This is a genomic window from Methylophilus sp. DMC16 (assembly GCF_056314045.1).
Genome location: NZ_JBQUZC010000002.1, coordinates 510821 through 533632, shown reverse-complemented (window position 1 = coordinate 533632; position 22812 = coordinate 510821). Strand labels below are relative to the sequence as shown.

21 protein-coding genes are annotated in these 22812 nt (G+C 51.8%); 17 read left to right on the top strand and 4 right to left on the bottom strand.

Annotated features, from left to right (window positions below; genetic code table 11):
• Positions 1-13: 13 nt before the first annotated feature.
• Complete coding sequence (locus ACT53D_RS10685; protein WP_194749073.1) at positions 14-685, bottom strand: mechanosensitive ion channel family protein; 672 nt, start codon at positions 683-685, stop codon at positions 14-16.
• A 201-nt stretch (positions 686-886) separates the two neighbouring features.
• On the opposite strand from ACT53D_RS10685, the gene hemC reads away from it, so the two are divergent.
• Complete coding sequence (hemC, locus tag ACT53D_RS10680) at positions 887-1822, top strand: hydroxymethylbilane synthase (RefSeq protein ID WP_194749137.1); 936 nt, start codon at positions 887-889, stop codon at positions 1820-1822.
• Positions 1819-2574 (top strand): uroporphyrinogen-III synthase, encoded by a 756-nt coding sequence (locus ACT53D_RS10675; RefSeq protein WP_476156127.1) that lies wholly within the window; start codon positions 1819-1821, stop codon positions 2572-2574. Before hemC ends, ACT53D_RS10675 begins: the two co-directional genes overlap by 4 nt.
• 3 nt (positions 2575-2577) lie before the next feature.
• On the opposite strand, the gene ACT53D_RS10670 is transcribed toward ACT53D_RS10675, so the two are convergent.
• Positions 2578-3243 carry a hypothetical protein gene (locus ACT53D_RS10670; protein ID WP_476156125.1) on the bottom strand — a complete coding sequence of 222 codons (666 nt, stop codon included), beginning with the start codon at positions 3241-3243 and terminating at the stop codon, positions 2578-2580.
• A gap of 161 nt (positions 3244-3404) precedes the next feature.
• Between ACT53D_RS10670 and ACT53D_RS10665 the strand changes: the two genes are divergently transcribed.
• From ACT53D_RS10665 to ACT53D_RS10625, 9 genes are all read left to right on the top strand, one after another.
• Entirely contained in the window at positions 3405-3710 is a 306-nt protein-coding gene (locus ACT53D_RS10665) for an ArsR/SmtB family transcription factor (protein WP_476156123.1), read from the top strand.
• A 17-nt stretch (positions 3711-3727) separates the two neighbouring features.
• Positions 3728-5863 (top strand): bifunctional acyl-ACP--phospholipid O-acyltransferase/long-chain-fatty-acid--ACP ligase, encoded by a 2136-nt coding sequence (aas, locus tag ACT53D_RS10660; protein ID WP_476156121.1) that lies wholly within the window; start codon positions 3728-3730, stop codon positions 5861-5863.
• Positions 5860-7182: an MFS transporter gene (locus tag ACT53D_RS10655; protein ID WP_476156119.1), complete on the top strand. Its 1323-nt coding sequence runs from the start codon at positions 5860-5862 to the stop codon at positions 7180-7182. Before aas ends, ACT53D_RS10655 begins: the two co-directional genes overlap by 4 nt.
• 1 nt (position 7183) lies before the next feature.
• The gene (locus ACT53D_RS10650; RefSeq protein WP_476156117.1) at positions 7184-8791 is read left to right on the top strand and encodes a hypothetical protein; all 1608 of its coding nucleotides are present in this window, start codon (positions 7184-7186) and stop codon (positions 8789-8791) included.
• A 193-nt stretch (positions 8792-8984) separates the two neighbouring features.
• A complete protein-coding gene (locus ACT53D_RS10645; RefSeq protein ID WP_194749066.1) occupies positions 8985-9353 on the top strand; it encodes a hypothetical protein in 369 nt (122 codons plus the stop codon).
• 91 nt (positions 9354-9444) lie between these two features.
• A complete protein-coding gene (locus ACT53D_RS10640) occupies positions 9445-11433 on the top strand; it encodes an LTA synthase family protein (protein ID WP_313984518.1) in 1989 nt (662 codons plus the stop codon).
• A 9-nt stretch (positions 11434-11442) separates the two neighbouring features.
• Positions 11443-13677 carry a lipopolysaccharide kinase InaA family protein gene (locus tag ACT53D_RS10635; protein WP_476156115.1) on the top strand — a complete coding sequence of 745 codons (2235 nt, stop codon included), beginning with the start codon at positions 11443-11445 and terminating at the stop codon, positions 13675-13677.
• Positions 13678-13817: 140 nt separating this feature from the next.
• The gene (gene pqqA, locus ACT53D_RS10630; RefSeq protein WP_081624291.1) at positions 13818-13889 is read left to right on the top strand and encodes a pyrroloquinoline quinone precursor peptide PqqA; all 72 of its coding nucleotides are present in this window, start codon (positions 13818-13820) and stop codon (positions 13887-13889) included.
• A 138-nt stretch (positions 13890-14027) separates the two neighbouring features.
• Positions 14028-14771: a hypothetical protein gene (locus tag ACT53D_RS10625; protein ID WP_476156113.1), complete on the top strand. Its 744-nt coding sequence runs from the start codon at positions 14028-14030 to the stop codon at positions 14769-14771.
• 16 nt (positions 14772-14787) lie between these two features.
• On the opposite strand, the gene ACT53D_RS10620 is transcribed toward ACT53D_RS10625, so the two are convergent.
• A complete protein-coding gene (locus tag ACT53D_RS10620) occupies positions 14788-15609 on the bottom strand; it encodes a DUF3034 family protein (RefSeq protein ID WP_313985771.1) in 822 nt (273 codons plus the stop codon).
• Positions 15610-15816: 207 nt separating this feature from the next.
• Between ACT53D_RS10620 and ACT53D_RS10615 the strand changes: the two genes are divergently transcribed.
• The 5 genes from ACT53D_RS10615 (at position 15817) to ACT53D_RS10595 (ending at position 21112) form a co-directional block, all read left to right on the top strand.
• Complete coding sequence (locus tag ACT53D_RS10615; protein WP_476156111.1) at positions 15817-16239, top strand: group I truncated hemoglobin; 423 nt, start codon at positions 15817-15819, stop codon at positions 16237-16239.
• Between the two features lie 19 nt (positions 16240-16258).
• The gene (locus ACT53D_RS10610) at positions 16259-16846 is read left to right on the top strand and encodes a methylamine utilization protein (protein ID WP_194749061.1); all 588 of its coding nucleotides are present in this window, start codon (positions 16259-16261) and stop codon (positions 16844-16846) included.
• 12 nt (positions 16847-16858) lie between these two features.
• Entirely contained in the window at positions 16859-19318 is a 2460-nt protein-coding gene (locus ACT53D_RS10605; protein ID WP_476156109.1) for a bifunctional diguanylate cyclase/phosphodiesterase, read from the top strand.
• A 263-nt stretch (positions 19319-19581) separates the two neighbouring features.
• Positions 19582-20034: a MarR family winged helix-turn-helix transcriptional regulator gene (locus tag ACT53D_RS10600; protein WP_476156107.1), complete on the top strand. Its 453-nt coding sequence runs from the start codon at positions 19582-19584 to the stop codon at positions 20032-20034.
• A gap of 85 nt (positions 20035-20119) precedes the next feature.
• Positions 20120-21112 (top strand): catalase family peroxidase, encoded by a 993-nt coding sequence (locus ACT53D_RS10595; RefSeq protein ID WP_476156105.1) that lies wholly within the window; start codon positions 20120-20122, stop codon positions 21110-21112.
• 87 nt (positions 21113-21199) lie between these two features.
• On the opposite strand, the gene msrB is transcribed toward ACT53D_RS10595, so the two are convergent.
• Complete coding sequence (gene msrB / locus ACT53D_RS10590) at positions 21200-21646, bottom strand: peptide-methionine (R)-S-oxide reductase MsrB (protein WP_379074005.1); 447 nt, start codon at positions 21644-21646, stop codon at positions 21200-21202.
• A gap of 194 nt (positions 21647-21840) precedes the next feature.
• Here msrB and ACT53D_RS10585 point away from each other — a divergent pair, with 194 nt between their 5' ends.
• The gene (locus ACT53D_RS10585; protein WP_379074007.1) at positions 21841-22761 is read left to right on the top strand and encodes a bestrophin family protein; all 921 of its coding nucleotides are present in this window, start codon (positions 21841-21843) and stop codon (positions 22759-22761) included.
• Positions 22762-22812: the final 51 nt, after the last annotated feature.

Below are 22812 nucleotides of genomic sequence, written 5' to 3'. Positions count from 1 at the left end.
TGGCCGTATGCCGCTATTTTTTCTTCTGTTGCGCCTGGTCTATCACTTTTGCGGCCCAATCACGGCCACCCAGACCAAAGGCGATGGCTAGCGCTAAAAACACCGCGCCAAACACAATCACGAATAATGAATGTATCAGCTGCATGCCGATGCCTAATTGCTCCAATGCGATGAAAATCGCCAGAATCTGGATGCAATACTCGGCCGAAGTGCTGATCACTAGCGCCTGGTCAAATTTGATGCTGTGCAGCCAGGCAAACACCAGGCGATTGATAAAGCGGGCAAATAGCGTCCCAAAGATCACGACCAAAATCGCCACAATGATGTGTGGCAGATAGCTGGCCAGTTCTTTTAACAGGGCGGCCACTTCACTCAGGCCCAGCGAATTGGCACCGGTAATGACAAACAGCAGAATCACCAGCCAATACACCACCTGGCTGATAATGCCGCTCAGGCTCACTTTGTAATTAGCGCTACGCATAAAGGCTTCCAGGCCTGACTTTTGCGCAAAGGTATCAAAATGCGAGAGTTCCAGAATGCGCTTTACGCCCAACCGGACTGCTTTGGCTACCAGCCAGCCAAAAAACAGGATCACCATGGCTGCCAGTAATTTGGGCACAAAATGTACGAGTTCGATCCAGAATTGATTGAGAGAAGAAAGAAAAATTTCGATTTGGTACTGCATGAGTAGTCCTCCTCTTTATGTTTAAAAGCATGACTTTTATCGCCACTTGAGGTGTTTGCCGAATGCTCAGCATAACTCAATCCGACTCCCTTGTGGCTCAAAGGTTCATCTACGCTGCTTGCGCGGCTATCTGGACATGCCGTGTTAAAATGCGCAGCTTAATCCAGCTAACTTCATCACAGGTTATTCATTTTGAGCACACTGAACTCTCCCGCCAAGTTGGTCATTGCCTCCCGCGAAAGCGCACTTGCCATGTGGCAGGCCAAGCACATCCAGGCCAGATTACAGGCCTTGTATCCACAATGCGACGTCAGTATTTTGGGCATGACGACCATGGGGGATCAAATTCTGGATTCGCCGTTATCGAGAATTGGCGGTAAAGGCCTGTTTGTCAAAGAGCTTGAAAACGCGCTGGCAGATGGTCGTGCCGATTTGGCTGTGCACAGCATGAAAGATGTGCCCATGCACTTGCCAGAGGGCTTTACGCTGGTGGCAACGGGCGAGCGCGAGGACCCGCGCGATGCGTTTGTCTCCAATGACTATGCCCGCCTGGATGACCTGCCCGCTGGCAGTGTGGTGGGCACCTCCAGTTTACGCAGGCAAAGCCAGTTACAGGCGCGTTTTCCCACGCTTAAGATTGAATCCTTGCGCGGTAACCTGCAAACCCGGTTACGCAAGCTGGACGAAGGCCAATATGCCGCGATTATTCTGGCGGCGGCTGGATTGATCCGTCTCGAATTGGGTCATCGCATCCGCCAGTTTATTTCTCCGCAAGAGAGCATTCCGGCAGTAGGTCAGGGTGCCTTGGGCATTGAAATCAATGCCGCGCGGACAGACTTGAAAACTATTCTGGCACCGCTTAATCACCCCGACACCGAGCTTTGCGTGCTGGCAGAGCGTGGCTTTAGCCGCGCATTGGCGGGGAGTTGCACGGTGCCGCTGGGCGCTTATGCCACCAAGCAAAATGACACTATCACCATGCAGGGATTTGTCGCCAGCGTGGATGGTCAGCAAATGCTGAAAGAGACCGTCACGGGATCCGCAGCAGAGGCTGAAAAACTGGGTCAGCAACTGGCCCTGCAATTGGTGGCGCGCGGTGCCGACAAGATTCTGGCATTGCTGGATGGCATAAAATGACCCTGCCGTTGGCCGGACGCTGGATTGCAGTCACGCGCCCCCCCGAGCAAGCGACCAAGCTAACGGCCGCCATCGAGGCCGCCGGCGGTGCGGTGATCTCGTTTCCGCTACTGGATATTCAGGCATTGCCTGATCTCAGTGGCTTTGATCAAGCCATCACGCCCTTGGCCCAGTTTGACTGGGTCATTTTTATCAGCAGCAATGCCGTGCAAAATGGCATGCCTTTACTGCAGCAGGCAGGCATCCCACCCAGCCTCAAGTTTGCCGCGATTGGCCCAACGACTGCAGCCAGTTTGCAGGCGTTTGGTATTCCGCAAGTACTGACCCCGCAAGACCGGTTTGATAGTGAGTCGCTGCTGGCATTAGAGGCCTTTCAGGCGATGTCAGGGCAACGCGTGTTGATTGTGCGCGGGGTGGGCGGACGCGAAGTACTGGCCGAGACCTTGAAACAGCGCGGGGCGGAGGTCGTGTTTGGTGAATGTTACCGCCGCGTCAATCCGCAAAGCAGTGCACAAGTGCTGGCGCAGGCTTATGATGAAGGCAAATTGCAGGGTATCGTCGTGACTAGCAGTGAGGCTTTGCGCTTTTTGCTCGACCTGGCGCAGGATGCAGCCTGGCTGCAAGCCACGCCTTTGTTTGTTAACCATGCCCGTATTGCCGAGCAGGCAAGTGCGGCGGGTTTGACGGTTTACTGCAGTGGCGTTTCCGGGGATAGCGCCATGCTGAATTTGTTGCAACGTCAGCTTTCGTAGTCGTCAAAGCAGCCTGCGTCTAAACGCCAGCAACCCCAAACCCAGCCACAGCATCGCCGCTCGATTTGCCTCTGGCACAGCCGAAACAGAAGCCGTGAGCGGGATGTTGATCAGGGGTGACGAAATTTGACTCGATGAGATTTGAATAGCGCCGCCTGGTTTGATCACGACTTGCCCTCCAACTGCAATCACGCCTGAGGGCGCACTTGTGTGTGTGGTTGGCATATTGAAGTGCACGGTGCCACCGGCATTGAATGACGGGTCAAAAGCTTGCCAATGAATGATGGGGGTTGTCGGGAAGAGACTGTTGTTACCTGCATTGATCACAATTTGCCCACCACCGCTGCCATCGTTTTGAACGGCGTTAATATTCACGTTATTTGCGATCTGGATGCCACCTTGGAATGTCGAAAGCGAAATTTCTTGTGCATTCAATGTAAGGTTTTCAAGCAGCAAATCCCCCTCTGCACGAATGAAGATGCTATCGTCAGAGTCTATCCAGCCGCCCTTCAAGGTCAAGTTACCTGCACAGCTGAGCGAGGCGCCAGCGAGTGATGAAATCGACAACGCACCACTGCAGCTAGTGCTGGCAAGGTTGATCACTGCATTGGCATGCGCCGCTACAGGCAGTGCTGCCATCAATGAAAAAAGTGCGGCGTATCGTCCCATTTTTATTCCCTGAATTATTTATGTTTAAATGTTTTAACATAGTGTAACGGCCTCTGTTTTGCGGTAAATGATGATTTAATGAAAACCGGATTAGGGCGGGGACTAAATATTTTGCGGTCAGCGCTTGACAAAATAAACTAAATAACTAATTATTTAGTTATATGAAAACAGTCACTCACATTCCAGAAGCCTGGACAGACATCTCGGCCCTCTTTGAGGCGCTTGGGGATGCGCACAGGCAACGGATTTTGCTATCGTTTGAAAAAAACGAGCGGTTGACCATCCTGCAGATTGTGGAAAGCTCTCAATTAAGCCGCACAGCCGTCACCCACCATCTCAAGGTGCTGGAGCGTGGTGGCGCGTTACAGAGTGAAAAAATCGGACGCGAAGTCTTTTTCTGGGTCAATAAAGCGTTCATGCAAGAAGCACTGGAAAATGTGCTGGACTATATAAAAAACGAAATATAAAAGGGTAGGAAGTGAATATGCTAGTCAGTGTATTAAGGGGTATCTGTCGTTTATTGTTCAGAGTTCGTGTTACTGGCCTCGAAAATGTGCCAAACGAAGACCGGTTGTTGATTATTGCCAACCACGAATCTTTTCTGGACGGCCTGTTGCTTGGCCTGTTTCTGCCCAAGCGGGCCACTTTTGTTGTGCATACCGGGGTTCTAAAGCATTTCTTCTTCCGGCTATGGCTCAAGATGACACCGCATTTGTCGGTGGACCCCGCCAGCCCTCTGGCGATGAAAAAAGTCATTCAGCGGCTGAATGCCGGTGAAAATGTGGTGATTTTTCCTGAAGGCCGCATCACGCTGACGGGGGCCTTGATGAAGGTGTATGACGGCCCTGGTTTTGTCGCGGCAAAAACCGGCGTCAAGATTTTGCCCGTGAGGGTAGAGGGTGCGGCGCAGTCTTATTTTGGCCGCTTGTCAGATGCGCATCCACGCAAGCTGTTGCCTAAAGTCACCTTGACCATTTTACCGCCCACCCAGATTCAGATTGAGCCGCACGGGCATCACGCGCCGTTGACGGCCAAGCAGCGCCGCCGCATAGCTGGTGAAGCCATGCGCAATATCATGCAGCACATGCTGTTCAAGACGCAGCGCACCACCACCCTGTTTGAAGCCATGCTGGATGCCATGGATAAATATGGTGCCAAAACGCGCATCATCGAAGACATGAACCAGGTCGAAGAGACGTATCAGGAAGTGCTCAAACGCAGCCTGGCGCTAGGCCGCATTGCCACCAAAGTCAGTCAGCGGGATGAGGCGGTTGGCGTGTTGATGCCGAATATCACCAATACGCTGGCTTTGCTATTAGGGATGACCGCGTTTAGGCGTGTCCCGGCCATGCTCAATTACACCGCAGGGGCAGAGGGCATGCGTAACGCCTGTATTGCCGCCAATGTCCGCACCATTATCAGTTCGCGCAAGTTTATTGAAGCCGCCAAGCTTGAAGACACCATCGCTAAAATGCGTGATCTGAATATTGTGTATCTTGAAGACTTGCGTGCCCAGTTTGGCATGCTGGATCGCGCCTGGCTCATGGGCTATGCCTTGCATTATCCGCGTGCCGCTATGGAGCCCGCGACAGAAAACGACACCGCAGTCATCCTGTTTACTTCCGGCTCCGAGGGCAAGCCCAAAGGCGTGGTGCATAACCATAAAAGTATTGTGGCGAATACGCACCAGATTCTGGCCATGCTGGATTTCAATCCTACTGATAAATTCATGATGGCATTGCCACTGTTTCATGCCTTTGGCTTTACCGGCACCTTGTTGCCTTTCCTGAATGGCATCCCGATTTTGCTGTTCCCGTCGCCCTTGCAATATAAATTGATCCCGGAAGTGATTTATGACAAGGGCTGCACCGTGTTTTTCTCTACCAGCACCTTTCTGGGCAATTATGCGAAGTTTGCGCACCCCTATGATTTTTACAAGTTGCGCGTGGTGTTTGCCGGGGCTGAAAAACTCAATGAAGAAGTGCGCAAAATCTATCACGAAAAATTTGGCATCCGCATCCTCGAAGGCTATGGCACGACCGAATGTGCCCCAGTACTCGCGGCAAATACGCCGATGGCGAATCGCCATGGCACGGTAGGCCAGTTTTTCCCGGGGATCGAATACCGTTTGGAGCCGGTGCCAGGCATCGACAAAGGCGGCTTGCTCTATGTAAAGGGCGACAACATCATGCAGGGCTACTATCTGTATGACCAGCCTGGCGTTCTGGTTTCGCCCAAGGATGGCTGGTATGAAACCGGCGATGTGGTAGAGGTCGATACCGAGGGGTTTATCCACATCAAGGGCCGGGTGAAACGCTTTGCCAAAGTGGCCGGTGAAATGGTCTCGCTCGAAGTCGTCGAGAAAATCGCCCATACCGCCGCACCCGAGCATCAGCATGCCGCGACGACAGTCGCCGATGCCAGCCGTGGCGAGAATATCGTGCTGTTCACCACCGATGCCAGACTCAAGCGTGAGGATTTGCAGATTGTGGCGAAAAACCTTGGCTCCCCAGAAATCGCCATTGCCCGTAAATTGGTGGTGGTGGAGCAGATTCCGGTATTGGGTACGGGTAAAACTGACTACGTCACCCTCAAACAAATGGCGGAAAAAGCGGCATGAAGAGTCCTTTCCAATTACTAAGCCAACAGCGGTTTGGCCCTTTTTTCTGGACGCAGGGTCTGGGGGCGTTTAATGACAATGTGTTTAAAACCGCATTGATTACCCAGGTGGCGTTTAATACGGCCAGCCTGACCACCCTGGATGGCAAGATGCTGGCGACTTTGTTGCCCGGCCTGTTTATTCTGCCGTTTTTTCTGTTTTCGGCATCGGCCGGGCAATTGGCGGATAAGTATGAAAAATCACAACTGATCCGCTGGGTAAAAATGCTGGAGATAGGCATTATGCTATTTGCCAGCATAGGCTTTTTAAGCAACAGTCTTTTCATGCTGGCATTGGCGCTGTTTTTAATGGGAGTGCATTCGACCTTGTTCGGGCCGGTCAAATACTCTTACTTGCCCCAACATCTGCAGGTCAACGAGTTGACCGCTGGCAATGGCCTGGTAGAGATGGGCAGTTTTGTTGCTATTTTATTAGGGCAAGTGTTGGGGGCATGGTTAGGCAGTTTGGAGCAACATGCCTTGTTCACCAGCTTGAGTGTGCTGTTGATTGCGATTTCTGGCTATCACTTGAGCCGCAGCATTCCACTTTCTCCGCCACCGGTGCCCGAGATCCAGGTGAACTGGAACCCCGTGACCGAGACCATCAAGAACGTACGGACCTTTTGGGCGCAGCAAACGTTGTGGGTCGCGATTGTTGCGATCTCCTGGTTCTGGTTTTTTGGTGCGACCTTGCTGGCGCAATTTCCCAACCTGGCCAAGCATGTATTGCAGGGCACGGAGCGTGACTTTATCAGTCTGTTATCGATCTTTTCGGTGGGGGTAGGCGTCGGTTCTGTCTGGTGTGAAAAGCTCTCCAAAGGCAAACAGGAGCTAGGCTTAGTCATGCTGGGGGCGGCTGGCATGTCTGTGTTTGCCTGGGATTTTGCCCAGGTGACTGGTGATATCCAGCAACAGTTATTGGCACATCCGGGCCTGACTTTGCATCGCTTGCCAGGCTGGAGCGATGAGCGCATGTTGCTGGATGTGGCCTTGCTCGGCATTTGTGGCGGTTTGTATATTGTGCCCTTGTACGTGTTGCTACAGAGTCGCGCGCAACCAGGCTATCAATCCCGTGTGATTGCGTCTAACAACATCATGAATGCACTGTTTATGGTGCTCTCTGCTGGATTCTCGGTCATGCTGTTTGGTATGGGCGTCAGCATCCCGCAGTTGTTTGGTATCACGGCCATGCTCAATGTGCTGGTGGCAATTTATTTGTGCTGGCGCCAGCCAGAATATTGGGTCAGTGTGTGCAATTACTTGCGTGTTTGGGGGCGATAGCATGCGGCGTATGGTTGGGGTCGGATTTGGATTCGGCATCGGCTTGATGTCGTCGTTTGTTCATGCGGAGTCCGAAGTGGATAAATTAGGACCCTATGCCAACACGCAATTTCAAACGATGCGGGGGGCTTGCCAGCACTGCCAGACGTTGCCGCAAACCTTATGGTATTTCCGCCATGAGACGTTTTCTGTCCCGGCTGATGGCGAGCCAGTAACACGCATCGACACCCAGATGCGTGGAGTCGAGGATAGTGCGGCACTCAATCCTGTGGCTTTACCGTCACTGGTCTGGACCGGCGCAACTCAACGCTGGTCAGAAATGACGCTAACCGCTGCAGGCAGTTCGGTCTCAAGCGCAACAGGCGAGCGCTTCCATTTTAAATTGGTGCCCAAACTTGCCAGTAACCGATCTTACTGGAATGCGGATACGAGTGCTTATTTCAGCCAGTCCAAACTGTGGATACGCGGCGAGTTAGAGGGCGAGACCTTGACGGCGCGCACCGTATGGCCACATGCGTTTAAGCTTGATTTAACCGCTGACCCGCAACCGTTGCAAAATGATGAAACCTTGCAATCCCTGGTACAGTTTGCCAACGGGGGTGCCCGCAGCCCCTATCAAAGCCGGCTGTTATGGGAGAGGTCACCAGGCCTGGCGCAACAGTCGTCAGGCAAAACAGCCGTCGGCATTTTGCTCAATGGTGCCCAGGGCGATGATGATGAGGCCCATGGCGGTCACTTTGCCCTGGCTACCGGGATCGTCGGTGCGCAAGGCGAATATGCAAACTGGCTGGTCAATAACTACTATAACCTGGCCATCAATAGTGAAAAGGGCGTCATTGCCGGGGTCACGCCTTTCGATAAATACATGGGCGACCTCAATAGTGGGCAGGCATTTTACCGGCCATCCTATATGCTGGTGGCGGTGTTCAGTCAGACGACGATTCCCCAGCAAGTTCAGGCATTGAATAACCGGGTCATGCAGCATTTTTACCACAATGACTTTGTATATGATCACGCCAGGGATAACTGTGCTGGCATCAGCATAGATACTTTACGCCAACTGGGCTGGCAAGTGCCCCGGCGTGGAGTCGAGAGCCTGCTCAAGGCCAGTGCCGCTTACTGGTATGTGGCTGCCACGCAGCAGAGTCTGCAAAAAGGCCGTGCCATTTATGATTACCTGAATACTGAAATGACTCGGCTGTTTCCTGCGGTAGCATTTGACGCCATCGGGCATGACCTGCTCAATATGGCTCAAACTGGTGACCGGTCCACATTAACTTCACCTCGTATGGCGCCTCTGGCCGATCAGCTTGAAGCCATTTACTTTGTACGTATTCCGCAAATTCCATCCAGCCGTGAGTTTGGTCTCGCGCCTGTATATAGCTTTGCCCAGTATCTGCAACAAGCGCCAGCGGATCGCAGCCAATGGAAAGTGATTCCAGTGACGCCAAACCGGTTGCCGGCGTCTTTAAAAGAGGGGCTTGCGCGTCAGCCGCAAGCTGTGAGTCTGATTCCATTGCCTGCAATCCTATGTTTGCTTAGTGTGATCGGGGTCTTGGTGCTGTTGGGCATGCAGATGGTGAGATGGCTAAAACACAGAAAACGTTAAGGCATCCAAGGGCAGCTGGCCTGGCTAATGCGTGTATAGGCCATGGGCCTGGCTGGCGAACTTGAATTCCCGGTGGAGCCGACGCTGGCTTTCAGGATCAGCGTACTCAAACACGCAGGGCTGTTTGCAACTTTTAACGCCTCTGTTGTCACACTTATCATTAAAACAAGCCATTCATTCAGAGGAGTGTGACATGCAAGTTGCGATGAACCGCAAGCTGATACTAACCGCCATCATTTGTTTATTGCTGTATCAGGTAGGGACCTGGATTACGATCGTTGCCGGGGCTATCTGGGGTGCCGGGGCTGCCATTATTGTGGCGCTGGTCACATTTTTTTGTGCGCGTTTGGCCAAACGCGGGGCAAGCAGCACCGTCTGGTTTCTGATTCCCACGCTGTTATTCACGGTCGTACCTTTGTTGGCTAAAGGCTGGAGCCTGTTCACCAGCCAGACCGGTATGGTGGATATGCTGGTGGATTTGGTGCCTTTGCTGGTGGGCTTTGTGATCCCGGTCGCTTTGCTGTCGATGGTCTACCTCGATTTACGTAAAAAATCCTTTTAATCGCACATCTGCAGGCGGATGCTTGCCGGTAGGGCCATAAACGAGATAACCCGTTATAATTCCAAGCTTGATTCAAACAGATTAAGCCTTTATGCAACCTATCTATTTCGGCACGCCTCGCCCGTCTTCAAAACTGTGGAGATTTGCCCACTGGTTTGGCCCTTATGCACCGCTGATTGTCATGTTTATCAGTGGGCTGGTCTTGCTTTCTCTCACGCGCCTGGGGCTGGTGATCTGGAAGTGGGAGCGCGTACAGGCGACCGGTGAACTTTGTCAGATCTTGTTGCAGGGCGTGCGTGTGGATGTCATTCAGCTTGGTTTGCTGGCCTTGATCCCGGTGTTAGTGTCGCCGGTGCTGGCGACCCGTGGCCTGTTCAAGTTTTGGCGCCGATTCACCTTTTGGTGGGTGTTGCTCTCATTGGTGTTGTTGGTGTTTTTAGAGGCGGCCACGCCAGGATTTATTCTTGAGTATGATGTCCGCCCCAACCGCATCTTTGTCGAATATCTCAAGTATCCGCATGAAGTGTTTGGCATGTTGTGGCAAGGCTTTAAAGTCGAACTGTTTTTTGGCTTGGCCATGAGCTTGGTGGCTGTTGCACTGGTTGCGCGTTTATTGAAACCCTGGCGTCAAGCCGAGCCTAAATGGAATAATTTGGCGGTATGGCTGGTCTGGCCATTATTGCTGGTGTTGACGATTTTCGGCATCCGCTCTAGCCTGGGCCACCGCCCGGCCAATCCGGCCTTGTTTGCCATTACCCAGGACAGCATGGTCAACAGCCTGATTTTAAACTCAAGCTATTCGGTATTTTATGCCGCCTACAGTTTGCAGCATGAGGCAAAATCCAGTGCCATTTACGGCAAACTGCCGCGCGAAAAAATCTTTGCCTTGACCGGTGCGCAAGATACCGATATCCCGACCCTGACCACGCTGACACCCAGTGTGCAGCGAGACAAACCATTGAACCTGGTGATTTTGCTGCAAGAGAGTCTGGGCGCAGGCTTTGTCGAATCTCTGGGCGGCAAGCCGGTGACGCCAAATCTGGAAAAGCTCAAAGCTGAGGGCATCTGGTTTACGCATCTGTATGCGACCGGGACGCGCTCGGTGCGCGGGATTGAGGCGGTCGTTACCGGTTTTCAGCCGACGCCGTCAGACAGTACCGTCAAGCTGGACTTGAGCCAGAAGAACTTTTTTACGCTGGCTTCGCTATTGTCCAAACGTGGTTACCTGACCGAGTTTATTTACGGGGGGGAATCCCATTTTGACAATATGCGCAGTTTTTTCATGGGCAATGGTTTTCAGCAGATCACGGACCAACCGGATTTCATCAATCCGGTGTTTGTTGCCAGCTGGGGGGCTTCTGACGAAGATTTGCTCAACAAAACGCATGAGCAGCTGATGGCACACCACGCCAGCGGCAAGCCGTTTTTTACACTTGCGTTCAGCTCGTCTAACCACGCACCCTTTGAGTTCCCGGATGGGCGTATCGAGCTGTATGAGCAGCCCAAGGCGACTGACAACAATGCAGTGAAATATGCCGACTACGCCATCGGCGAGTTCTTTAAAAAAGCCAAAGCCAGCCCTTATTGGAACGATACCGTGTTTTTGATTGTGGCCGACCATGACATTCGCGTGCGTGGCGATTCGCTGGTGCCGATCGAACACTTTCATATCCCGGCGTTGATTCTGGGCGGGGCGGTGCAACCTAAAACCGTTGAAGCAATTGCCAGCCAGATTGACCTGCCGGTGACCGTGTTGTCACTGATGGGCATAGACGCCAAGCATCCGATGACCGGGCATGATTTGTCCAATGTGAGCGCTGACTATCGTGGTCGCGCCATGATGCAGTACAACTACAACTTTGGCTGGATGCAGCAAACTGGCCCAACGGTCGCAGATAACGAAGTGGTGGTGTTGCGTGAGGGCAAGGCGCCTGCCTTTGGTCACTACAATCCACTCAGTAAGCAGTTGCAGAATACCGCACCGCCAGCGGATGCCGCGGCATTGGCTGAACGCGCCCTAGCTAACAGCCTGTTGCCTGCCTTGTTGTATCAAGAGCAGCGTTATCGCTTGCCAGAGTAAGGGCTGACTTTGAAAAAACAACCCTCCATGCTGACCCGACAGGTCATTCTTGATGGCTTGAAATATCTGGCCACAGGTGGTTTCTGGCTCAAACACAGCCACTTACCAAAACTCGACCATGCCATCCCTGACGACTTTATCGGGATCTGTGTCGCGAGTAATCAGGATCCTGCCACAGATGATTACGTCTTGACGCAATTGCAGATGCTGGGTGTGACCAGGGTACGGCTGGATATCAGCGATGATGATGCACGCCCCCATCAAGAGCGTTTTTTGCGCCGTTTGTTAGCGGCTGGCCTCTCGGTGACCTTGCATGTGGTGCAGCCATTTACCGCGGCCAGAAATATGCGTGACGCCAGTGTGCAGCAAGCGTGGGCAACTTTTGTGTCTGAGCTATTGCAAGCCTATGCGGGACGCATTGCGGCGCTGGAGATTGGTAACACGGTCAACCGCAAAAAATGGGCGGGCTATGACATGCCTGGCTTTATGTTAGCCTGGCAGCTGGCTTACGATCTGGCCAGACAATATCAGGTGCGGGTGGTGGGCCCGAATGTGCAGGATTTTGAGCCGCTGTATAACGTCAGTCTGCTGAAAACGCTGGCTCAGACCCGGCGCTTGCCCGATGTGCACAGCAACAACCTGTTTGTGGAACGCGTGATTGAGCCCGAGCTGTCCGATGAGCGTATTTTCAAATATCAGTGGACCCGACACCTCAAGTTTAACCTGATCAAAAAAGCCCGTTTGTTGCAAAAAGTGGGGGAAGATTTTGGTGTGCCTGCGCTGGTGTCGCCGGTGGCCTTCTGGGCGATTTACCGCATCAAACGCCACTTGCCGGATGGCGCGCAAAAACAGGCCGATTACGTGGCACGCTACTTTACTTTGTTGGCCGCCTCTGGCGCTTTGCAGCACGCAAACTGGGGCGCCCTCATTTGTCACCGTGAAGGCTTGATTGATGATGGCCTCAAGGATGCAGAGTATCCGGCACTGGAGCGCGTCGCCTATTACAAATCGGCCGATGGCCAGCGCGAACACTATCTGCACAGACCCAGTTTTGCGGCATTTAAAACGGCATGCGACTGGCTGAACGGGGCGCACTATATTGCGCCTGTGAGTACCGGCCATGGACTCGAAATCCACGAATTACAGCAGCATGGGAAAACCGTGCATATCGCCTGGACCGTCAACGGTCAATGTGCAGTGCTCGACCAAGTCTATTCCCCGCATTGTTTGCAGCTCGCGCAAATCTTTGACCGTGACGGCCAACCGGTACCAGACCGGCAATTAGTGACCGAGTCACCGGTGTATCTGGTGTGGCCAGAGCCGGACCAGATGTTGCTGCGTACGGCGCAACCTGCCTTGAGTGGCACGGTGATTCATGCGCATATAGGCGGTAAACAGTATTTTCCGGTACATGAAGGCGATTGGCGCGGCTTGATTCTGGCCAAGGATGCCGAAGAAGCCAGACAATTATGGCAGGCTTGGCATCCGGAAACGCTGACTCCGCCTGCCAAACAGCAGGCGTTGCGCCATGCCAGAAATGCGATTTGGTCCTTGCCTGATCCGAGAACTCTCGGTCAGCAAGTGACTGTGAAAAAACCGGTGCGCATGTATTGGCATAAAACGCTACTGGACAGATTTAAACCCAGCAAAGCCAAGCGCAGCTGGAACGGGGCGATGGAATTGCTGCGGCGAGGCGTGGGCACCGCCATGCCTGTCGCATTCATCGAGCATACGCATGACACTACATTGCGCCGCAATTTTTATATCTGTGATTTTGTGCCGCATCAGTTTGCCATTTCCAAGGCGTTTTTGGCTTTTCGCGAGGGCGCGACCGAATACGAGGGCCTGACTGCCGAGCATTTGTATCAGGCCTTTGCCCGGTTTTGCCTGCATATGCACCATTCGGGGATTTATTTCCGCGACTTTTCCGGGGGCAATATTCTGGTGCAGCGTGAGGGAGATCAGTTACAGTTTGTGCTGATAGATACCGCCCGCTTGCATGCGACGCCGAGAGCGACGCCGATGTCAAATCGTCTGGCCGACTTGACGCGCGCCTTGAACAAACTGCATTGGGAAGGCCGCAAGCAGTTTTTGCAAATATATCTCGGCATGAGCGGTCGCCGCCTGAGCTGGCAGTTTTTATGGCCGTTTTACGTCTATGACTTCAAGGTGAGCCTCAAGCGCACCATCGGCCGCAAAGGCATCAGCAAATTGTTGCGCCAGATCAAGTCACGGGCGGATTAAGGGGTATATCAGGCGATACTCATGAAAATCATGAACGCATGTTGCGCAGTTTAATCACGACAATCTTTTAGCCGAGTTTTAATATGGTCACACGTTGATAGCAACTGCTAAGACGAATTTAGGATAAAGGAGAAATGACTATGTGGACTAAACCAGCTGCTACCGAAATGCGTTTCGGCTTTGAAGTAACTATGTACGTTATGAACAAATAATTTGTTCCTGATGGCATGAACGGGCGCTTTAGCGCCCGTTTTCATTTCCGGCGACTCTGTTATCTTGATAAAAGATGCCGCACAAAACTTTTCTGGTCAAGCCTGCTCAAATGCCAGAATCATTTGAGAGAATTCACTATGCCTGGCCTTAATAAATGCCTGACTCAAATCTGCTCCACCCTGGTGTTATGGATGGTCCATGCCACCGTCATTGCTTGTCTGGATCAGCAGTCTTTAAAAACTCTGGCAGACAAGGAAATGCAATACATGCTGCAGCGTATCCCACCTGCATTTGCGGATGCAGTGGCTGATCAGCAGGTCAGTGGCAGCATGTCCGTCACCACGACGCAACCTTGTCAGATCCACTGGCAGTTACAACTGCCAGCGGCAGACCTCGCCGAAGCACACGCCTTGTTGCAAGCCGATCCGGCCAAGCAAATCATGTTGGCTGCGCAAGGCTATCAAGTGCCCGAGACGACAGACAATCAGGCTGATTTTAGTCTAGATGCGGCCAGCTTGCAGCCGCTGCATCGCGATACCTTGCAGACTGCGCCACTGGGTAAATTGCGCGCCAGCGTGGAACTCATGTATGCGATGTTGACCCAGGCCAGGGCCGATGCAGTATCCACGCCCAAGCCCTGGACGGGTGCGGATCAGCAGGCACTGAAGCAGACTTGCCAGCAGCGCTACCATGCCGACGATATGACGCAGGCCTGCGACTGCTATGCACTCGGTCTTGCGCAAAAGTATAGTTACCGGCAAGTGCGTTACAACCACTATCTTTTGACCAATCCATATGCTTTTGCGACCGGCAATGGTGCGGCTTACAAGCAACTGGACAAAGCCTTGCAGGCGACTTGCGGTCTGCAGACGCTCAAATAATGACTTGTCGGTTCGCTTAGTAATTTAACTGGCCTGAGAAGTACCAACCGGTCTGGTCGTCCTTGTTGGCGATTCTGCCCAAATCAATATAGGCGCCAGTGATAGACACGTTGCGGTGCGGAAACCAGGTCATGAAAATATCGTGCGCACTGTTTTCTTTGTATACCGACAGGTTATTTGGTTTTCCGCGATATTCAGTGCCGATGAGCCAGTTATCCGAAAGCATGATCGCTGCCGAGGCGGCTGGCAGGATACGATAGCGGTCATGCCGGTCACCGCCAAATCCCAAGAGGCCAAACTGGTTGGCTTTACTGGCATGCAGATTGGCATTGATGAGCAAGTTGTAGCCATTAATCGCACCCAAAAATAACTTGCTGGTGGCTACATAATAATCAATGCCATCGCGATCTTTGGCGCCCAGCGCCTTGGGCACAAAGTGGTAGTCCTCGTTATATTTGTATTGGGCCCCCACCGAGATTTGTGGCAGCCAGCTGTCCTGTTCATAGACGGCGTCGCCTATCAGGCGTAATTTTATGCCTAATGTGTTCAGACGGACTTCCTCGCCAGGCACCGTATCGCTCAAGCCGAACCGCGCCTGGCTGGCACTGAGTTCGATGCGATTGAAAGCACCAATCGCGATCCCAGAGGTATTTAATTTAAAGTCGCCCTTGGTTTGTGCATGCGTATAAAACGCCGAGCCGCCAATTTGTTTGTCTGTGCCATAACCGCTAATCACAGCCCAAGGCATCAAGCCACCGCCTGCCGCCCCCTCAATCTGGGTGACGCCACCGGTCGCTAACAGGCGATCGCCTGCGTTGGCTACGAAAGGCAAGGTCATTGCTGTTGCCACTGTAATGCAGCCGATCAGAAGGGGAGAAGAATGCATGATAACGCTTTCAAAATTTGATCGAATAGCATCATTATCTCGTTTTCGCGATAAGAATCATTGCGAAAATAGCGATTGATTTGATTGGCTTTTTCATGGTTTCAAACTTTTTAAGCTCACGTAATATGCTGATAGTGTGGCAATTTAACGGAGGAAGAAATGCGAAGGTGGATCTGGATTGGCTTGTTGCTGTGCATGGCGGGGTGTCCCGCCCAGCCCAAGCCTGATGCAAGCTTGTTCAGCCGTATTGGTGGCCTGCCGATGCTGAGCCGCTTGTCGAATCAAACTTTGGATATTGTCAGCAAGGATCCACGTACAGCCCGCTCATTTGAAGGGGTGAAAATGGTCACGCTTAAACAGAGCCTGACCAATTTTTTATGTGTTAAAACTGGCGGGCAATGTGAGTATGAGGGCGAGACCATGAAAAATGCGCATGCCGATGCCCATATCACCATGGCAGAATTCGAAATCATGGTTGAGGTATTGCGGGAGCGCATGGATATCAATGGCGTAGGCACCAAAGAAAAGAATGAGCTGTTGAAGATACTGGCGCCCATGAAGCGGGACGTGGTCAGTGATTAAGTTTGCAAAGGATAAAAACATGCGTTTTTTGAGCAGGCCGCTGCTTGGCGCAGGACTCTGGTTACTCTGTCTGGGGCTGTCTGCGCACGCCGCGGAAGTGACGCTCACTGTGACGGATGCTGCGGGCCGGCCGGTCACCGATGCGGTCGTCGCGTTTTATGACAAGAAAACCCCGGCAATCAGTCCAGCCCCTGGCAAGATCGTGCAAAAAAACAAAATGTTTAACCCCAAGGTAACCGTAATCCAGACCGGTACCAAGGTGAATTTTCCGAATGAAGATACGGTGAGGCACCATGTCTACTCATTTTCACCTGCCAAAAAATTCGAGCTGAAGTTGTATTCCGGCGTGCCAACGGACCCCGTGTTGTTTGATCAGGCGGGATTGGTGACATTAGGGTGCAACATTCATGATTCTATGGTAGGGTATATTTATGTCGTCGATACCCCGTTTTTTGTCAAAACGGACGACCAAGGCAAGGCCATGATCAAGCTCAGTGATGGTCAATACAGTTATCAAGCCTGGCTACCAGGACAAAATAAACCTGGTACAGAACAAAAGGTAAATATTGAAGGGGCCGCAACCGAGCTGAAAATTGCGCTTCCCTAACATTCTCACTGCATGATCCAGTTCAAACACATTCGTTCGCGAATTGCTTTTACATTCTTAACCGTGGTCATTGCCATTCAGTTGGCAGGTCTGGTTCCGCTTAAATATGCCCTGGTAAAACATGCCAACCGTCTGGCCGAAGAGCAGATGGAGGTCGGCGAACGGGTATTTGTCAATTTGCTGCAACACAACACGCAAAGTCTCAAACAGGCGACGCAAGTGTTGGCCGCGGATTATGCCTTTAGGGAAGCCGTTGCCACCAACGATGCGGAAACGATTGCCTCCGCACTGGAAAGCTACCAGGGCCGCATCCATGCCCAGGTCGCCTATTTCGTCAGTCAAGATGAAGCGATGGTCATCGGCACCCAGGAAAGCGAGTCTGCCATTTCTGGCAGTGCAGCCCATCAGGAGTTTGTACAGGCCATTACTGAGAATCAAACCGGCACACTCAAGTTTGATCTTGTGGATGGCAAGCCTTATCAGTTGATAGCCGTGCCGGTCAAAGCGCCAGATGTCATTGGCTGGATTGTGATGGGCTTTGCTGTGGATAATCGCCTGGCCGCGCAAATCAAGCAACTGACACATCTGGATGTCACCTTTGTACAAAAAACCCATCAGCGTGACTGGGCGCTGGTTACGGGGACCGCCAACCACGAACTTTCAAACCTGCTGGTCAAAACCGTTTCCGATGTGTATGCGCAGAAGCTGTCTTTGCACAAGGTCGATCTGAATGGCATTACCTACCATCTTAAAATACGTTCCTTGCATGAAACCAAGGATGAAGCCTTGCTGGTGGTGCTGCAGGGCTCGGTAGAACCTTACCTGCAGGATTTGCATACGCTGTTTAAAGTGATGATTTTCCTGACCTTGCTTGGTGTGGTCATTTTTGCCGCCTTGATCTGGTATGTCTCGCGCAAAACCACAGAACCGATTGCGACGCTGGTTAAAAATGCCGATGACATTGCCATGGGCAATTATGATCAGCCAATTCAGGTGACCAGTACGGATGAGATCGGATTGCTGGCAACCGCCCTCAACAGCATGCGTGAAGCGGTGTTGCAACGCAGCTTGCGCATCCAGCGGCTGGCATTTAATGATGAGCTGACGGGTCTTTCCAACCGGCTGGCGTTTACCCAAGGCGTGCATCAGGCTATGCTGGCCCATGCCCAGACCAATGCCAAGCTGAGTATTCTGGTCATCAATATTCACCGCTTCAAGCCCATTAACCAAACGCTAGGTCGGGATTTTGGCGATGATTTGCTGCGCCACGTCGGTCAGGTGCTCAAACAGCATGTATTGAGTGAGCAAGACATGGTGGCGCGCCTTGATGCTGATGAATTTGCTGTGTTGTTACAACATGCCGATCAGGCGCAAGCCACCCGCTTTGCAGATGCCATCCAACAGGTATTTGAGCAACCGGTGCAGGTGCAGGGCCAGGCCATTGATGTACAGGCGGGCATGGGGATTGCGCTGTATCCCGAACATGGCATGGACGAAGAGTCTTTACTCAACCACGCCGAGACGGCACTGCAAGAATCCAGACTCAAAAAGACGCCCTGGATTGTCTACAATACCTCGCTGGAAATTGACCAGTCCGAGACATTGACCCTGATCTCTGACCTCAAGGAAGCCATCCAGCAAAACCAGTTATTGCTCTACATCCAGCCTAAGGTCGATGTGACGACACGCCGTGCGCTGGGCGGTGAAGCCCTGATTCGCTGGGTGCATCCGCAAAAAGGCATGATTTTCCCTGACCAGTTTATTCCGTTTGCCGAACAGACCGGTATTATCAGTGACCTCACGCAATGGATGTTGCGCCGAGCCTGTGAAGCGTTGGCAGATTTCAAAAAACAAGGCTTGCATATCAGCCTGGCGGTGAATCTTTCAACCCGCGACCTCAACAACATGGAGTTGCCGCAACAGATTGCCGATTTGTTGGCTGCGCATGGCTTGACCACCAAATCACTCAAGCTTGAAATCACCGAAGGCAGCTTGATGCAGGATCCAGAGCGGGCGGAAATTGTCGTACGAAAACTGGCGGCTATGGGATTGCATCTGGCCATTGATGACTTTGGTACCGGCTACTCCTCGCTGGCTTATTTGCGTCAACTGCCGGTGCAAGAGCTTAAAATTGACCGCTCATTTGTCATGTTTATGGATAAAAACGCCGGCGATGCCAGCATCGTGAAATCGACCATCGATCTGGCGCACAATCTGGGCTTGATCGTGGTGGCCGAAGGCATAGAAAACGAACTGGTGCTCAACCAGTTGGCCAAGCTCGGTTGCAATGAGGGGCAAGGCTACTTTATTGGCAAGCCCATGCCAGAAAAAGACTTTTCGATCTGGCTCGAGCGCTGGCAAGGTCAAAACGACATAGACATTGATATCGGCGATGATTTTAACTATGCCGTCAATCCGCTCGATATCGAGCCGGCGCCTCAAGACCCTTACACGCTGGATAACCTCAATTAATTCAATGCTGCGCACCAGCCCTTGATTTCAAGGCAACTGGCCTGTCTATAAGAATTATTTATTGATTGAATTAAATAATTCAATTTTATTTAAAAATAAAAGCGTTTTATCATGCACTTCATACATGAAAGGAGCGCAAGATGAGCCAAATCAGAATGCACAAGAAAGCCAACTTCATCATTCACTACATGATGCAGTGGCTGAACAAATAAGATTAAAAAGTTGTTGAAAATATAATAGCACGCGATTTATAATCGCAGTATATGAATAATTCTGCATCAACCCAAACGCCATTGCTTAATGAGCAGTTATGTTTTTCTGTGTATTCGCTGTCGCTGGCGATTAACAAAGTATATCGCCCACTGCTCAAAACACTGGAATTAACCTATCCGCAGTATTTGGTCATGTTGGTGTTATGGGAGAGCGATCAGCGTACTGTCAGTGATATTGGTGAGCAGTTGTTTCTGGATTCGGCAACGCTGACCCCTTTGTTGAAAAGGCTGGAAGCCGCTGAATTTTTGCAGCGTGTACGCTCGACCGAAGATGAAAGGCAAGTGATTATCTGCCTGACGCAGACCGGCCGTCAGCTGAGGCTGAAGGCCGCCGGGATTATGGATGACATGTTGTGTGCCATGGGCTGCTCATTGCAAGAGGTCGGTGAGTTACGCGAGCGCTTAAACGCGCTGCGCAACCATTTGATTCAGCATCAAGCGTAGTAAACATAAACAAATGGTTTATGGTGTTTTAAGTAGTGTACGATTTAATTTTAAACAATATGAATTTTCATAGAAAGGATTCAACATGAAGATACAAGCGTTAGTTGCCGTGTTATTTGCCACAGCATTGACTGTCTCCAGCCCGTCGGTATTTGCAGAGGAAAAACCGGTGACCGAACAATTGGTGGACACCTTGACCACTTTATCCGGCGGCCCTCATGCCGGCTACCGCGCCAACCATGCCAAAGGCGTGATGGTGGAGGGGACATTTACCCCTTCTGCACAGGCGGCTTCGGTCAGTAAAGCAACACACTTCCAAAAGGCAACGCCGGTGTTGGTCCGCTACTCGAATGCCACCGGCGTGCCAAATATTCCGGATGCCAATGGCAATGCGTTTCCTAAAGGCATTGCGATCCGCTTTCAATTACCGGATGGCACCGCAACGGATATCGTCAGTATCTCGGTGAATGCTTTTCCAACGGCGACGCCAGAAGACTTTCTGGGCTTGCTCAATGCCGTGCGTGACTCTCAGGGCAGTACGGCCAAGCCTAGCCCAGTCGAGCAGTTTTTAGGCAGCCATCCGGCTGCACTCAAATTTGTGACCACACCCAAACCGGCGCCTGTGAGTTTTGCGACGCAACCTTTTTATGGCGTGAACGCGTTTGAGTTTACCAATGCTGCAGGTAAAACCGTCTTTGGCCGTTACCAGATTGTGCCCGTGGCCGGCGCCAAATTTTTGAGCCAGGAAGCGGCTGACAAAGCCGCACCTGACTACCTGATGACCGATATTGTCGAGCGTGTAAAAACAGGCGGGGTGCAATATAAATTATTGCTGCAACTGGCTGAAGCCGGGGATGAAGTCAACAATGCGACCGTCGTTTGGCCGGACAGCCGCAAGGTGATTGAGTTAGGAACACTGACCTTGAATAAGGCTGTGGCAGACAGTAAAGCGGCTGAAAAGCCCATCATGTTCAATCCGCTACAGCTGACAGACGGCATTGCGCCTAGCAAAGATCCTATTTTGCTGGCCAGACCAGCGGCTTATGCCGTCAGTTATGGCAGAAGACTGGCGCATTAAGCTTATTCAGAAAAGCATGGCGAGTTGAATCTGAAACGGCGTTGTTTGCGTGAGCAAACCGCGCCGTTTGCTTTTAACGCCGGCCAATTACTGGGCGACAAATGCAATCGCTTTGCCATTGATGCAATAGCGCAGTCCACTCTCTGTTTTGCCATCGGGGAAGACGTGGCCCAAATGCGCATCACACACATTGCACTTCACTTCTACGCGTTGCATGCCATGGCTATCGTCGGCGTAATAAGCAATCGCATTCTTTGCAAGGGGCTGGTCAAAGGAAGGCCAACCCGAGGCAGAGTCAAACTTTTGGCTAGAATCAAACAGCGTTTGCGCGCAACAGGCGCAGGCATAGCGCCCTGGCGTAAACGCCACACACATTTCTGACGAAAACGGCCGCTCGGTGGCACTTAAACGTGTAATGGCAAACACCTCTTCATCCAAAATCTCTCGCCAGGCACGCACGGATTTTTGCAATTTGCGTTCTGGGGGCAGATTCCCTTCGCGCGAGAGTTTAAGTATATCTTTCCATTTAAGCATGGTATCCATCCATCAATTTCCAACCCGGTGACTTGTTACTGTTGAAGGTTCTCATCTTGTTTAGCACTGGGAAAACGGCGTTAAATCATGCATTTCCATGTCTTATCGCCACATTTGCTGCCAGCACTGACAGATAAACTACAAACTATCGAGTATATCACTGGTGTGATAGTTCACCAGATGGGAGACATGCCTTGATTGTTAGACCAAGACCGCACTTGTTTGAACTGTTTTTTATCATCAAAGGTTCTATCGTGCTCAAGATCATGCCGCTGCTGACATTTGTAGCAACACTGTCAGCCATCGTGGTCTCGATTTATACCTTGAAGCCCGACTGGTTACCCAAGTTTGATGGCGGGCCGTTCGCCTTGCTTGGCATCACGCTGTCTATTTTTCTCGCCTTTAGAAACAACGCCTGCTATGAGCGCTGGTGGGAGGCGAGAAAGGTGTGGGGTGAGTTGATGCTCACCGCGAGAAACCTGGCACGCTTGAGCCAGATACTGGATACCCAGGGTGAACTCAGTGCCGCCCGCAAGCAATTGCTGGAATGCAATATTGCTTACGCGCACGCGTTGCTGAAGCAGCTGCGTCCAGGGGATCAACTGCCACGGATCAAGCAACTGTTAGCCGAGCCCGTGGCAGAAGCATACTTGCAGAGCAAAAATCCGCCAGAAGTCATTTTACGTGCCATGGAGCGCATCCTGATTCAGGCATTGGCGGAGGGCCGCATCCAGCCTATACAGTTTAATTTGCTCGAAGAATTGATTCAGAAGCTGGCGGCAACGCAAGCCGCCTGTGAACGGATCCAGAATACGCCGATTCCGTTTGGCTACACCTTATTGTTGCACCGCACCGCCTATACTTTTTGTTTTTTGATGCCCTTTTGTTTTGCCAATACCCTGGGCTGGGCCACGCCGTTTGTGACTGCATTGGCAGCTTATACCCTGTTTGGACTCGATGCCCTCGGTAATGAACTCGAAGAGCCTTTTGCCCCGATTGCCAATGCGCTGCCGATCAACGCGCTGACTGAAGTCATAGACATTGAGCTCATGGAAGCCTTGGGGCAAAGTGATTTGCCCGCGTTGCCGACCGCCAAAGAATTTGTACTAATGTAACTGCACAGAGGATTTCTCTACTGAGTGATTTTACTCAGTAGCAGCGATGGA

Coding starts and splice junctions, on each gene's coding strand:
- ACT53D_RS10685 (WP_194749073.1), bottom strand. CDS start 685: ATGCAGTACCAAATCGAAATTTTTCTTTCTTCTCTCAATCAATTCTGG.
- ACT53D_RS10675 (WP_476156127.1), top strand. CDS start 1,819: ATGACCCTGCCGTTGGCCGGACGCTGGATTGCAGTCACGCGCCCCCCC.
- ACT53D_RS10670 (WP_476156125.1), bottom strand. CDS start 3,243: ATGGGACGATACGCCGCACTTTTTTCATTGATGGCAGCACTGCCTGTA.
- ACT53D_RS10665 (WP_476156123.1), top strand. CDS start 3,405: ATGAAAACAGTCACTCACATTCCAGAAGCCTGGACAGACATCTCGGCC.
- aas (WP_476156121.1), top strand. CDS start 3,728: ATGCTAGTCAGTGTATTAAGGGGTATCTGTCGTTTATTGTTCAGAGTT.
- ACT53D_RS10655 (WP_476156119.1), top strand. CDS start 5,860: ATGAAGAGTCCTTTCCAATTACTAAGCCAACAGCGGTTTGGCCCTTTT.
- ACT53D_RS10650 (WP_476156117.1), top strand. CDS start 7,184: ATGCGGCGTATGGTTGGGGTCGGATTTGGATTCGGCATCGGCTTGATG.
- ACT53D_RS10645 (WP_194749066.1), top strand. CDS start 8,985: ATGCAAGTTGCGATGAACCGCAAGCTGATACTAACCGCCATCATTTGT.
- ACT53D_RS10640 (WP_313984518.1), top strand. CDS start 9,445: ATGCAACCTATCTATTTCGGCACGCCTCGCCCGTCTTCAAAACTGTGG.
- ACT53D_RS10625 (WP_476156113.1), top strand. CDS start 14,028: ATGCCTGGCCTTAATAAATGCCTGACTCAAATCTGCTCCACCCTGGTG.
- ACT53D_RS10620 (WP_313985771.1), bottom strand. CDS start 15,609: ATGACCTTGCCTTTCGTAGCCAACGCAGGCGATCGCCTGTTAGCGACC.
- ACT53D_RS10615 (WP_476156111.1), top strand. CDS start 15,817: ATGCGAAGGTGGATCTGGATTGGCTTGTTGCTGTGCATGGCGGGGTGT.
- ACT53D_RS10610 (WP_194749061.1), top strand. CDS start 16,259: ATGCGTTTTTTGAGCAGGCCGCTGCTTGGCGCAGGACTCTGGTTACTC.
- ACT53D_RS10605 (WP_476156109.1), top strand. CDS start 16,859: ATGATCCAGTTCAAACACATTCGTTCGCGAATTGCTTTTACATTCTTA.
- ACT53D_RS10600 (WP_476156107.1), top strand. CDS start 19,582: ATGAATAATTCTGCATCAACCCAAACGCCATTGCTTAATGAGCAGTTA.
- ACT53D_RS10595 (WP_476156105.1), top strand. CDS start 20,120: ATGAAGATACAAGCGTTAGTTGCCGTGTTATTTGCCACAGCATTGACT.
- msrB (WP_379074005.1), bottom strand. CDS start 21,646: ATGCTTAAATGGAAAGATATACTTAAACTCTCGCGCGAAGGGAATCTG.